Source organism: Sporacetigenium mesophilum DSM 16796, assembly GCF_059569055.1.
The window spans coordinates 41,815-55,300 of the sequence record NZ_JCANUR010000014.1; the positions used below are offsets into that span (position 1 = coordinate 41,815).

The following is a 13,486-nucleotide window of genomic DNA, read 5'->3' on the forward strand; positions in this document are numbered from 1 at the left end:
TTGTAATTATTATTTCCTTATTATTCGTAAATTAGTATTATGTAGTGCAAATATTTTAATAATTAATATAACTATATAAAAAAAGCAGGTATAACCCTGCTTTATTGTAAATATATCTTTATAGATTATTTTCTTAATCCTAATTTTGCTATTAAATCTCTGTATCTGTCTAAATCTTTTTCTTTTAAGTAGTTTAATAAGTTTCTTCTTCTACCAACCATCTTTAAAAGACCTCTTCTTGAGTGGTGATCTTTTTTGTGAGTTTTTAAATGAGCATTTAAGTCATTTATTCTAGCTGTAAGTACAGCTACTTGTACTTCTGGAGAACCAGTATCCCCTTCAGTTCTTGCATATTGAGTTATTACTTCTGTTTTGTTTATCATTATTGTCTACCTCCATAAATTTTTTAAAATCGCCATTTACTAAGCTATCGTTGGAGACTCGAATGCTGAGTAAAGGCTCAAGACATTACTTATTCTATCATAATAGCTATTTCTTGTAAACCTCTTTTTGAATATACGTAATCTACGTCTTTTTTAAGTTGATTTTTTAGTTCATCGAGTGAACTAAATTTTACCTCATCTCTTATTCTTTCAATGAAGTATATACATATAGTTTGATTGTATATATTTTCGTTAAAATCTAATATGAATGTTTCAACTGAAAAGCCTTTATTTTCTACAGTTGGATTATATCCTACATTTGTAGCGCCATCAAAATATCTATTTCCAACCTTAACCTTAGTATGGTATATACCTTCCTTTGGAAGCATAAGGTCCTTTGATATATTTGTATTTGCAGTAGGAAATCCTATAGTTCTTCCTAATTGTCTACATGGAACAACTTCTCCACATATACTATAAGTTCTTCCTAAAAACTTTTCTATATTGTATACTTCTCCACTTTTAAGTAAGTTTCTTATATAAGTGCTACTAACTCTTATATTATCTACTTCTATCGGAGGGACTACAATTACATCAAAGTTGTATTTTTTACTTAAGTTTTTTAAAACTTCAACAGTTCCTTCTTTATTCTTTGCAAAAGTAAAGTCATGTCCTATAACAATCTTTTTAACTCTTAATTTGTCTACAAGAATATTTTTAATGTATTCTTCTGCAGATACCCCCAGTATATCCATATTAAAAGGTATATTTACAACCATATCAATACCAAAGCTTTTTATTACCTCTACTTTAGTTTCATTTGTTGTTATATATTTTATACTATTGGGTTTAAAGTAATTTACAGGATGATTAGAAAATGTAAAAGCTACACTTTTTGTATTGATTTTTTTAGCTTCTTCCACAGCAGTTTTTATAAGATATTGATGGCCAACGTGAACACCATCAAAATTTCCTATAGTTACGACACTATCTTTTATATCTTTTAATTGGTTTAATGAATTTACCACAGTCATAGCAAACATCCCCATATTGTCAATTAGAAATTATATAAATAGTTTATCACTTTTTAAGCATTTTGTGTTATCTATATTAATAATTTTACCTACTCCTAAAAATTTATTTTCGGAATAAACTCTTATTAGTTCTTCATCTTTTATATTTGAGTCTAAAAAGCCTTTTGGATAAACTATAGCTCCATTTATATATGATTTTACAGCTAAAGGTTTTATATTTATATGCCCAAAATTTTGGAGTACAAAATCTATGTCATATAAATAGTTATCTAGAGTTCCCTTATTATAGTATTCGTCTAGTTCCTCTAGTGTTATAGAATTTTCTAAGTTGAATTTTCCAGATGAAGTTCTAATTAAGAAAGACATATGGCCTCCACAACCTAAAATTTCACCTATGTCATAACATATACTTCTTACATAAGTTCCTTTAGAACATTTCACATAAAATCTTATTTTTTTATCGTTTATACTAAGTACTTTCAGTTCTTTTATATTAATTTCTCTAGATTTTATTTCTATTTCATCAGACTTACCTTCCCTTGCAAGTTCATACATTTTCTTTCCATTTACTTTAAGTGCTGAATATACAGGTGGTTTTTGCATTATAACCCCTAGTTGTGACTCAAAAGCCTTATATATATCATCTTCAGTTATATGGGAAGTATCTTTTGTAGAAATTATTTCTCCAGAGGAATCATAAGTGTCTGTAATTATACCTAGAGTAAGTTCTCCTATATAACCTTTGTCTTTATTTAAAATAAAATCCGAAACCTTAGTTGCCTTACCAATACATATAGGTAATACCCCTGCTGCATCTGGATCAAGTGTACCTGTATGCCCTACTTTTTTAATACTTAAAATTTTTCTTACTTTGCTTACTACATCATGAGAAGTCATTCCCGTAGGTTTTAGTATATTTACTATCTTATTCATAGTTTCCATCCTTAAATATGATTTAACACTTCTTTTATTACCATATTTTTGGCATTTTCTAAATTATCTTTAATTGTACATCCAGCAGCTCTTATATGACCTCCGCCATTAAATTTCTGAGCTATTTTACTTACATTAACATAATTTTTCGACCTGAAACTTACCTTTACTTCATTAGTATCTTTTTGTTTAAAAAGTAATCCTACTTCTACACCTTCAATGTCTCTAGTATAGGTAGTTATTCCGTCTACATCGTTGAATTCAATATTATTTCTATCTAACATATCTAAACTTAAAGTTATACAAGATACTTTTTCATCTATTATTTCTAAAGTATTTAATGCTTCACCTAAAAGTTTATAGTAACTTACTGGATTATTTTGATATATATTTTGTATTACTTCATCTCTATTAGCACCTAATTTAGATAAGTTATAAGCCATTAAAAAACTACTTGGATTTGTATTTGAATAAGAGAAATTACCTGTATCAGTTACAAGTCCAGTATAAAGGCAAGTGGCTATTTTTTCATCTATAATACCAGCATCACATTCTGTACAAATTTCATTAAGCAAATTATAAACTAATTCACATGTAGATGATGCATCAATATCTATATAATTTAAATCTCCATAAGCATCGTTACTTGCATGGTGATCTATACATATAAGATTCGTGCTATTTTTAACTATATGGTCTTTGCAACATAGCCTGCTCCTATCTCCACAGTCTAGAGCTATAAGAACATAATCTTTGTTAAACATATCATCTGAATTATATATTTTTATATCTTTAGTTAGAAATTTTAAATTCAAAGGTATAGTATCATCAAGTACATATACAACACTTTTACCTAGTTTTTTTAAAGAATAATACATGCCTAAAGATGATCCTATATTGTCACCATCAGGACTACAATGAGAAGTAATGACAAAGTCATTACTTCCCTTTATAGACTCTATTATTTGATCTATATTATTCATTATTATCATCCTCTGATTCTTCAAAATCATCTACATCTATTTCTTCTTCTACTTCACTTGAGTCAGAGTGCTTTTCATTTACTTTTCTAATTAAAGTAGACATATAAACACCTTTCTCTATAGAATCATCTATTTTGAAGATTATCTCTGGTGTATATCTTAAATTTACAGCTTTTCCTACTTCTCTTCTAACATATCCACTAGCGCTTTTTAATCCTGCTAAAGTAGCTTCTCTATCTCCACCTAGAACGCTAACATATATATATGCATACTTTAAATCAGTTGTTACATCTACATCAGTAACACTTACCATAGAATTTATTCTATAATCTTTTATTCCAGCTATAAGTATACTACTTACTACTTTTCTTATTTCTTCGCCTATTCTCTTCGTTCTATTGTATGATGCCATAATATCGACCTCTTTTGTTTAGATTTATAAAATTATTATTAATCTCTTGGCTTTTCTTTTACTATATATGCTTCTAGTATATCGCCTTCTTTTAAATCATTGTAGTTAGCTAAAGTTAAACCACATTCATAGCCTTTTGCAACTTCCTTTGCATCGTCTTTAAATCTCTTAAGAGATGATAATTCACCTTCATGAACTATTACACCTTCTCTAACAAGTCTAATTTTAGCATTTCTCTGCATTTTTCCAGTTAAAACATAACAACCTGCTATTGTTCCAACACCAGATACTTTAAATGTCGCTCTAACTTCTGCTTTTCCTAACTCTTCATCAAAGTATTCAGGATCTAACATACCTTTCATTGCAGCCTTTATATCTTCTATAACCTTATATATTATTGTATATGTTCTTATATCAACTTTATCTTTTTCAGCAAGTGATTCAGATCCACCAACAGGTCTTACGTTGAATCCTATTATTATTGCATTAGATGCATTTGCAAGCATTACATCTGACTCAGTAATAGCTCCAACTCCACCATGTATAACTTTTACAGCAACTTCATCATCAGATAATTTTTCTAATGATTGTTTTACAGCTTGTACTGAACCTTGAACGTCAGCTTTTACTATTATATTAAGTTCTTTTAGTTGTCCTTCACCGATTTGACTAAATAAATCTTCAAGAGAAACATTTGCAGTTCTTAACATGTCTTCTCTTACCTTTGTTTGTCTCTTATCAGATATACTTCTAGCAATTTTTTCTGATGCTACAGCTACGAACTTATCTCCTGCTGAAGGAACTTCTGATAATCCTAATATTTCAACTGCAGTAGATGGACCAGCTTCTTTAACTCTTCTACCTTTATCGTTTATCATAGCTCTAACTTTACCTGAAGCAAAACCTGCTACCATTGGATCTCCAATTCTAAGTGTACCGTTTTGAACAAGTACAGTAGCAACAGGACCTCTTCCTTTGTCAAGCTGTGCTTCTATAACCGTACCTACAGCTCTTTTGTTTGGATTTGCTCTTAGTTCTTCCATTTCAGCTACTATTAATATCATTTCAAGTAATGTATCTATATTAATTCTTTGTTTAGCTGAAACTTCAACTGAAATAACATCTCCACCCCAGTCTTCAACAAGTAATCCTTGGTCGGCAAGTTCTTGTTTTACTCTGTCTGGGTTTGCATCTGGTTTGTCTACCTTATTTATAGCAACTATCATTGGAACATTAGCTGCCTTTGCATGGTTTATAGCTTCTATTGTTTGAGGCATTATACCGTCATCTGCAGCAACAACAAGTATAGCCATGTCAGTAACTTGTGCACCTCTAGCACGCATAGATGTAAAGGCTTCATGGCCTGGAGTATCTAAGAATACTATTTTATTACCGTTTATTTCTATTTCAGATGCACCTATATGTTGTGTTATTCCACCAGCTTCTCCAGCTGTTACATTACTTTCTCTTATAGCATCAAGTAAAGATGTTTTACCATGATCAACGTGTCCCATAACAGTAACTATAGGAGCTCTTAACTCTAAATCTTCTTCTTTATCAGATTGGATATCCATTAAATCTTCTATTTCCGCTTCACTTTCATCTTCTATTTCTTCAAGTCTTACACCGTATCCAAACTCTGAAGCTATAATTTTTGCTGTATCAAAATCAACTTCTTGATTTATAGTGAACATTTTTCCCATTTTCATAAGATTCATTATAAGCTCTGAAGCAGTTTTATCCATTTTTTCAGCTAAATTTTGAACTGTTACTCTAGATTCTATTGCTATCTTTGGAAGATTATCATCTTCTTCTGTTACAGATGCTTCATCATTTATCTCACTAGCTTTTTTCTCATCAGCTAAAAGTTCTATTAAAAGTTCTGCTTCTTCTTCTTCTAATGTACTCATATGATTTGCAACTTCTATATCTAATTCTTTTAACTTTTCTATTAATTCTTTACTTGTCATTCCTATTTCTTCCGCTAATTGGTATACTCTTGTTTTTGACACAAGAATCACCCCCTATATTAATTTTTTAGTTACTTTCTATCATTTCTTTGATTTTATTTGCAAAATTCTTATCTTTTATTCCTATTACAGCACGTGGTGACTTTCCTATTGAGTGCCCTAGTTCCGCTTTAGTAGAAAATATAATATTTTCTACATTTCTATATGATGTTTTATCCATAAATGTTTTTTTGGTATTGTTAGATGCATCACTTGCTATTATAACAAGTAATACCTTGTTTTTCTTTAATTCAAGTAATGTAGAGTCATCACCTGAAACTATTTTCCCAGCACGTTGTGCTAATCCCAAAAAAGTATATAGTTTATCATTATTGTTGCTCATATTTTCTTAACTCCTCAAGTAAGTTTTCATAAACTTCTTGCGATACATCAGTTTTAAATGCTCTATTTAAAGCTTTGCTTTTTATAGCCTTTTGTAGACATTCTATATCTTTACATATATATGCACCTCTACCGTTGGCTTTTCCTGTTGGATCTAAGAATATTTTACCTTCTTTGTCTTTAACTATTCTTATAAGTTGCTTTTTGGCATCTCTATCTTGACACGCTATGCACTTACGTTGAGGTGTTTTCTTTGGTTGTTTCAAAGACATCTCCCTCCTTATTATTTAGTAACTTGGCTTTCGCTTTTTATGTCTATTTTCCAGTTAGTTAACTTAGCTGCAAGTCTAGCATTTTGACCTTCTTTACCTATTGCAAGTGATAATTGGAAATCAGGTACAACTACTTTTGCACTTTTATTATCTTCATCAACATCCACAGTTATAACCTTAGATGGGCTAAGAGATGCAGATATGTATTCCGTTGGATTATCACTATATTTAATTATATCTATTTTTTCATCTCCAAGTTCATCTACTATGTTTTTAACTCTTGAACCTTTTTGACCTACACATGCTCCTATTGGATCTACATTAGGGTCAACAGATTTAACTGCCATCTTAGTTCTAGATCCTGCTTCTCTTGCAATGCTCTTTACTTGAACTATTCCATCATATATTTCTGGAACTTCAAGTTCAAATAATCTTTTTACTAATCCTGGATGACTTCTAGAAACTCCTATTTGAGGTCCTTTATTAGTCTTTTTAACTTCTAATATATATACTTTTATCATTTGTCCGGCTTTATAGTGTTCTCCTGGAATTTGCTCATTTTGAGTCATTATAGCTTCTATTCTTCCTAAGTTAACGTATACTATACCTTTATTTACTCTAGCAACTTCTCCAGTAACTATTTCATTTTCTTTGTCTATAAATTCATTATAAACTATTTCTCTTTCAGCTTCTCTTATCCTTTGAACAACTACCTGTTTAGCTGTTTGTGCAGCTATTCTTCCAAAGTCTTTTGGAGTAACTTCAGATTCTATAATATCTCCTAGTTCATAATTAGGACTTATTTCTCTAGCTTCCTCTAATGATATTTCTAAGAAAGTATCATACATTTCTGCTTCATCCATAACTACTCTTTGAGAGAAAACTCTAACATTTCCTTTTTCTCTATCTATTTCTACTCTAACATTTTGAGCAGAACCAAAGTTCTTTTTATAAGCTGTAAGTAAAGCTTGTTCTATTGTATCGATTAAGATATCTTTATCTATTCCTCTGTCTTTTTCTAGTTCGTCTAATGCTTGTATGAATTCATTTATCATCTTGGCCCCTCCTATTTAGTTTTTAAATTGCTAGAATTTAATTGCAAGTCTTATTATAGCTACTTCTTTTTTATTAAAAGACATTTCACTGTCATTATATATTATCTTTATAACATCCCCGTCAAACAATCCAAGTAATTCTCCTTCAAATTGTTTTTGACCTTCAAAAGGTTTATAAAGTTTAATTTCTACATCTCTTCCTTTATATCTTTCAAAATCTTTTTCTTTTTTTAATGGTCTATCAAGACCAGGTGATGAAACTTCTAAATAATAATTATCTTTTATTGGATCTTTTTCATCTAAAATTGCGCTTAATTCCGTACTAACAGAATGACAATCATCTAAAGTTATTCCGCCCTCTTTATCTATATACACCCTTAGAAAATAATCGCCACCTTCTTTTACATACTCAACATCAACTAACTCAAAGTTGTGTTTTTCTATAATAGGTAAAGTTAATTCTTCAACTACTTGCTCTATTCCTTTTTTCATAAAAAACGCCTCCTATTCAGTTGTAATCCGAAGTAAAAAATACAAAAACAAAGAGTGAGAATGCATATTCCCACTCTTATTTTTTGCAAATTTTACTGCTTTCTATACCACTATACCATATTTTGTTTAAAAATACAACTTCATACAGTAAATATAGTGATTTTACCTATATTAAAGACAGCTGATTAGACTCTGACATATTTTCTAATGCACCGTGATTTGACAATGTTTCTATAACAGTTTTTGATACCTTAGTTCTAGTTCTTAAATCTTCTTTTGATAAAAATTCTCCTCTTTCTCTTTCTCTAACTATATTTATTGCTGCGTTTTCTCCAACCCCTTGTAGAGCAACAAGAGGCGGAAGTAGTTTACCATCTACAACTTTAAACTTTTTAGCATCAGACTTAAATAAATCAACAGGCATTACCTCTATTTTCCTCGCAAACATTTCAACTACAACTTCTAATACTGTAAGCATATTTTTTTCCTTTGCAGTAGCATCACTACCTAATTGTTCTAGTTCATTTTTCTTTTTCTTTACAGTATCTATTCCTTTTACAACTAAATCTGCATCAAAATCCTCAGACTTTGTAGTAAAATATGTTGCATAAAATTCAGCTGGATAATGAACTTTAAAATAAGCTATTCTAAAAGACATCATAACGTAGGCAACTGCGTGGGCCTTAGGGAACATGTATTTAATAGTTTGACATGAGTTAATATACCAGTCTGGGACATCATTTTTCTTCATCTCTTCTATATGTTCAGATGTTAACCCTTTACCTTTTCTTACATTTTCCATTATTTTAAAGGACATTTTTGGTGGAAGTCCTTTGAATATAAGGTAGTTCATTATATCATCACGTGTAGATATAACATCCTTAAGTCCAACTATTCCTTCTCTAACTAAATCTTGAGCGTTGTTTAACCAAACGTCTGTCCCATGGGAAAGTCCTGATATACGAACTAATTCTGCAAATGTTGTAGGTTTTGTATCTATAAGCATCTGTCTAACGAACTTCGTACCAAACTCAGGTATAGCTAGGCTTCCTATAGGAGAATTTATCTCATCAGGTGTAATTCCCAAAGCTTCTGTAGATGTAAATAATGACATTGTTTCTTTATCATCTAAAGGTATTTTTGTAGCATCTATTCCAGTCATATCGTCTAACATTCTTATAATAGTTGGAACGTCGTGTCCTAGTATATCAAGTTTTAATATTCTACCACTTATAGAATGGTAGTCAAAGTGAGTAGTTATAACTCCAGATGATGAGTCGTTAGCAGGATATTGTATCGGAGTAAAATCATATATATCTTTGTAATGAGGGCAAACCATAACCCCTCCTGGATGTTGTCCCGAAGTTCTTTTTATACCTGTACATCCCCCTGCTAATCTTAAAACTTCAGCTGAAGTAGTTACTATATTATTTTCTTCAACATACTTTTTGGCATAACCATATGCAGTTTTTTCAGCGATAGTTCCTATAGTACCAGCTTTAAAAACATATCCTTCTCCAAATAGTTCTTCTGTATATTTATGTGCAACAGCTTGATATTCTCCAGCGAAGTTTAGATCTATATCCGGTTCTTTATCTCCTTCAAATCCTAAGAAAACTTCAAATGGTATATCGTGTCCATCTTTTATAAGTTTTGTATTACAATTTGGACAATCCTTATCAGGTAGATCCGCTCCTGATCCCCATTCTCCAACTTCATAGAAATAAGAATATTTACAATCCTCATTAGGGCAAACATAGTGTGCAGGAAGTGGATTAACCTCCGTTATGTCACTCATTGTAGCTGCAAATGATGAGCCAACAGATCCTCTAGATCCAACTAAGTACCCATCTCTTAAAGATTTTGTAACAAGTTTTTGAGCTATTATATACATAACTGCATATCCGTTACTTATAATAGAATTTAATTCTCTATCTAATCTCTTTTGAACAACCTCAGGCATTGGATCTCCATATATTCGCTTTGCCTTTTCATAACACATACTTCTTAACTCTTCATCAGACCCCTCTATAATTGGTGCATAAGTTTCATCAGGTATAGGCTTTATATTTTCTACCATATCAGCTATTTTGTTTGGATTAGTTATAACTACTTCTTTTGCTAATTCTTCACCTAAATAACTAAATTCCTTTATCATTTCATCTGTAGTTCTAAAATAAAGTCTTCCTTCTTCATCTTTAACATTAAACCCTTGGCCGTTTTTTAATATTTTTCTATATATATCATCATGAGGGTCTAAATAGTGTACATCTCCAGTTGCAACAACCAATTTATTATATTCTTTAGCAATTTCTACAAGTTTTCTGTTTATATCTCTTAGCTCTTCTTCGTCTTTTACTTCTCCTTTTTCAATCATAAATCTATTGTTATCTATTGGCATTATTTCAATATAATCATAAAAATTAACTATTTCTTCTAATTCATCTTTTGATACATTTCTTGTAACTGCCTCAAATATTTCTCCAGCTTCACAGGCAGAACCTATAATAAGTCCTTCTCTATGTTCTTTTAAAACACTTTTTAATATTCTTGGATTTCTATAAAAGTGATTTATATGTGAATTAGATATTAGCTTGTACAAATTTTTAAGTCCTACATAGTTTTTAACTAAAATAGTCATATGTTTAGTATTTAGTTTTGTATAATCTATTTCTTCATATATTTTATTTATATCATCTAAGTTAATTGCTCCTTGCTTTTGAAGTATTTCCAAAAACTTAATAAATATCTGCGCAGTAGCTTCAGCGTCATCTACTGCTCTATGGTGATTTAGTAGTGGTATTCCAAGTTCTTTAGCTATGTTATTAAGTTTGTACCTCTTTAGCTTTGGAAGCAGTATTCTTGCAAGAGACAATGTATCTATTGCCTCATTTGTATATTCAATGTCCATTTGAGAACATTTTTCTCTAATAAATCCTGTATCAAAATCTGAATTATGAGCAACTAAAGTAGAATCTCCCACAAATTCCATGAACTTAGGCAATACTTCTTCTATATTAGGTTTGTCTTTAACTAAATCATTTGTTATTCCAGTTAATTCTTGTATCTTATACGGTATATCTATTTCTGGATTTATAAGTTCGCTAAATCTATCTACAATTTTAAAGTTTTCTATTTTTACCGCACCTATTTCAGTTATTCTATCATTTTTATTAGAAAACCCAGTAGTTTCTATATCAAATACTACAAAGGTTTGAGATAATGGTAAGCTATTTGCATTTTTAATTATGGAAGCTTCGTTATCTGCAAAATATCCTTCAACTCCATACAATACCTTTATTCCAAACTTTTTACCTGCATCCATTGCTTCTGGAAATGCTTGTACTATTCCATGGTCTGTTATAGCTACAGCTTTATGACCCCATTTTGCTGCTCTTTCTACAAGCTTCTTTGCAGAACATATAGCATCCATTGATGACATTTGTGTATGTGCATGAAGTTCTACTCTCTTTTCTTCATAGTTGTCCATCTTTTCTACTCTTGTTTCTTTTTTTATACCACTTATTGTCATAGTAAGTTCTTTAGAGTAGTTATCGTGTAAGACATCACCTTTTATTTTAAGGTAGCTGCCTTTTGTAACTTGAGATAGTACATTATCTCTATTTCTATCATTTAAAAACAACTTACAGTTTATAGAGCTTGTATAATCTGTAAGTGATGCAATTAGTAACACCTTACCATTTTTTAGCTCTTTAGCTTCTACCTCAAATACTTCTCCTACTATACAAACAGTACCTGAGTCTGAATTTAATTTTTCTATTTTTTCAATAGGGAAGTTTAAATCTTTTCCATATATAATGTCATTGTCTTCTACAATCTCTTTAATTACATATTCTTCATCAGTTTTTATACTAGGCTCATTATCGGCAAACTTTGATTCTAATATAGTTTGGGTCATGGCATCACTTTTGTCCATTAAAGCTTTAATATCTGCTTTTTTATTAACTGCAATTTCAAATGATATATTTAAATCAAGACCTAATTCTTCGTTTATTATAGTTTTTAATGAGTATATAGCATTTTGAGCCATAAGCCTTTTATAAAACATTTCATCTGGTATTTTTATTTTTAAATTGTTTTCTATGCATAAAAATTCTATATCCTTTGATACACAAGATATAGAAGGTGATAAGTATTTTAAAACGAATAAAATATTACTCCAGTATTGTTTTATTATGTCTTTAGCTGAATATTTATCTAAATTTGTATATCTCATTTTTATTTTTATATCTTCAAAGTAATTTAATTTTTCCTTAAGCCCTGCTCTTAGCTTATTTAAATTTTCATACTGGACTATATTTTTAGATGATAAGTACATATGAAGAAGTTTATTTTCTTTGAAATAAACTATTTTTTGTATATTTACATCCTTAAATTGTTTTTGGAATGTAGTATTAAATAATTCTAACTTTTCTAAGTAATCTTTAACATTTTCCAAAATCGCACCACCTTTCTAGGCATAAGGTATTATATCATAAATTGTAGATTTTACATATTCATATGACACTGTAATTTTTGGATACAAGTTTTATATTTTCTTGTAATTAAAAAAAGACACTTAAGTGTCTTTTACTATATTAATAAATCTGGTTTTTCTAGCAACTTAGATTGTCCATAATTTATCTTTAAATTATGGAAGTTTCTATTTTCACAGTACTTCATAAAAGTATCCTTATGCCACTTAGGTGCTCTAGGGTCTAATAAAATTTCTTCTATTGTGCTTAATTCTATATCATATGTAAATATATCATTTTCTCCTTGTATGTCTTTTAAAAACTTATATAACTTTTTTATTTCATACACTAAAGCTTCATCATTTTCTATTTCTTTATTTTCTCTTTGATATTTTTCTATATGTTTATTTAGTTCTACTGGTATATAAAATGAAAACCTATATTCTTTTTCATGTTCAAAAGCCTTTCTTTTTTTCTTTCCTATATATTTTTGTCTATCTTTTATATTAGAAATTGATTTATTACCTTCCTCTGCAAACTCATTTGTATATTCAATATAATAATGACTTAGTAAATCTTCTTTATATCCGTTAGTTTTTAAAGTTTCTTTAATTCTTTTTTTTATATAAGATTTTTTCATTTTTATTCTAACTCCAAGGCCATCTTCGCTATATTCTTTCCATAGCGCATCTGATTCTTGAGATTGATAAGTCCAGGATTGTGCATAAGTTGAATTTAATACTAGGTTTGCTATTTGCTTTATTGGATTTTGCATAGTGCTTTTTACTATAGAATCTAATAGCACCTCTAATCTTTTTACTCCATCATATCCTTCATATGTATCTTCCCACAAAGATATCTTTGTTAAATATAACTGTTTAAATTCTATCATAGAAATAAATTGAGGAAATGACATATATTTATATAAACTTAACTCCTCAGATTTTTTATCCATATATATTCACCTTCATTAAAACATAATAATTTATATTTTTTAATATATTGTTCCCATATTTAATATATTTATTATATTGTGCATTATGGATATTAGTACAACTTTCTAATTTATATAGTAAGTCATAGTATATATAGACAG

12 protein-coding genes are annotated in these 13,486 nt (G+C 29.6%); all 12 read right to left on the minus strand.

Annotated features, from left to right (window positions below; genetic code table 11):
* Nucleotides 1-125 precede the first annotated feature (125 nt).
* The gene (gene rpsO, locus BS62_RS11315) at nt 126-383 is read right to left on the minus strand and encodes a 30S ribosomal protein S15 (protein ID WP_496491386.1); all 258 of its coding nucleotides are present in this window, start codon (nt 381-383) and stop codon (nt 126-128) included.
* Nucleotides 384-472: 89 nt separating this feature from the next.
* On the minus strand, nt 473-1,417 hold the full coding sequence (locus tag BS62_RS11320) for a bifunctional riboflavin kinase/FAD synthetase (protein ID WP_496491387.1): 945 nt from the start codon (nt 1,415-1,417) through the stop codon (nt 473-475).
* Between the two features lie 30 nt (nt 1,418-1,447).
* Nucleotides 1,448-2,350 carry a tRNA pseudouridine(55) synthase TruB gene (truB, locus tag BS62_RS11325; protein WP_496491388.1) on the minus strand — a complete coding sequence of 301 codons (903 nt, stop codon included), beginning with the start codon at nt 2,348-2,350 and terminating at the stop codon, nt 1,448-1,450.
* 11 nt (nt 2,351-2,361) lie between these two features.
* Complete coding sequence (locus BS62_RS11330; protein WP_496491389.1) at nt 2,362-3,333, minus strand: DHH family phosphoesterase; 972 nt, start codon at nt 3,331-3,333, stop codon at nt 2,362-2,364.
* A complete protein-coding gene (gene rbfA / locus BS62_RS11335) occupies nt 3,326-3,745 on the minus strand; it encodes a 30S ribosome-binding factor RbfA (protein ID WP_496491390.1) in 420 nt (139 codons plus the stop codon). The genes BS62_RS11330 and rbfA overlap by 8 nt, the downstream gene beginning before the upstream one ends.
* A 38-nt stretch (nt 3,746-3,783) precedes the next feature.
* Nucleotides 3,784-5,757 carry a translation initiation factor IF-2 gene (infB, locus tag BS62_RS11340; RefSeq protein WP_496491391.1) on the minus strand — a complete coding sequence of 658 codons (1,974 nt, stop codon included), beginning with the start codon at nt 5,755-5,757 and terminating at the stop codon, nt 3,784-3,786.
* A 25-nt stretch (nt 5,758-5,782) separates the two neighbouring features.
* On the minus strand, nt 5,783-6,097 hold the full coding sequence (locus BS62_RS11345; RefSeq protein WP_496491392.1) for a L7Ae/L30e/S12e/Gadd45 family ribosomal protein: 315 nt from the start codon (nt 6,095-6,097) through the stop codon (nt 5,783-5,785).
* Nucleotides 6,084-6,368: an RNase P modulator RnpM gene (gene rnpM / locus BS62_RS11350; protein ID WP_496491393.1), complete on the minus strand. Its 285-nt coding sequence runs from the start codon at nt 6,366-6,368 to the stop codon at nt 6,084-6,086. Before rnpM ends, BS62_RS11345 begins: the two co-directional genes overlap by 14 nt.
* A gap of 11 nt (nt 6,369-6,379) precedes the next feature.
* Nucleotides 6,380-7,423, minus strand: a complete 1,044-nt coding sequence (gene nusA / locus BS62_RS11355) for a transcription termination factor NusA (RefSeq protein WP_496491394.1) — start codon at nt 7,421-7,423, stop codon at nt 6,380-6,382.
* A 30-nt stretch (nt 7,424-7,453) separates the two neighbouring features.
* Nucleotides 7,454-7,915 (minus strand): ribosome maturation factor RimP, encoded by a 462-nt coding sequence (rimP, locus tag BS62_RS11360; RefSeq protein WP_496491395.1) that lies wholly within the window; start codon nt 7,913-7,915, stop codon nt 7,454-7,456.
* A gap of 166 nt (nt 7,916-8,081) precedes the next feature.
* Nucleotides 8,082-12,374 (minus strand): PolC-type DNA polymerase III, encoded by a 4,293-nt coding sequence (locus BS62_RS11365; protein WP_496491396.1) that lies wholly within the window; start codon nt 12,372-12,374, stop codon nt 8,082-8,084.
* Nucleotides 12,375-12,508: 134 nt separating this feature from the next.
* Complete coding sequence (locus tag BS62_RS11370) at nt 12,509-13,345, minus strand: DUF2971 domain-containing protein (RefSeq protein WP_496491397.1); 837 nt, start codon at nt 13,343-13,345, stop codon at nt 12,509-12,511.
* Between the last annotated feature and the right edge of the window lie 141 nt (nt 13,346-13,486).

Coding starts and splice junctions, on each gene's coding strand:
- rpsO (WP_496491386.1), bottom strand. CDS start 383: ATGATAAACAAAACAGAAGTAATAACTCAATATGCAAGAACTGAAGGG.
- BS62_RS11320 (WP_496491387.1), bottom strand. CDS start 1,417: ATGACTGTGGTAAATTCATTAAACCAATTAAAAGATATAAAAGATAGT.
- truB (WP_496491388.1), bottom strand. CDS start 2,350: ATGAATAAGATAGTAAATATACTAAAACCTACGGGAATGACTTCTCAT.
- BS62_RS11330 (WP_496491389.1), bottom strand. CDS start 3,333: ATGAATAATATAGATCAAATAATAGAGTCTATAAAGGGAAGTAATGAC.
- rbfA (WP_496491390.1), bottom strand. CDS start 3,745: ATGGCATCATACAATAGAACGAAGAGAATAGGCGAAGAAATAAGAAAA.
- BS62_RS11345 (WP_496491392.1), bottom strand. CDS start 6,097: ATGAGCAACAATAATGATAAACTATATACTTTTTTGGGATTAGCACAA.
- rnpM (WP_496491393.1), bottom strand. CDS start 6,368: ATGTCTTTGAAACAACCAAAGAAAACACCTCAACGTAAGTGCATAGCG.
- nusA (WP_496491394.1), bottom strand. CDS start 7,423: ATGATAAATGAATTCATACAAGCATTAGACGAACTAGAAAAAGACAGA.
- rimP (WP_496491395.1), bottom strand. CDS start 7,915: ATGAAAAAAGGAATAGAGCAAGTAGTTGAAGAATTAACTTTACCTATT.
- BS62_RS11370 (WP_496491397.1), bottom strand. CDS start 13,345: ATGGATAAAAAATCTGAGGAGTTAAGTTTATATAAATATATGTCATTT.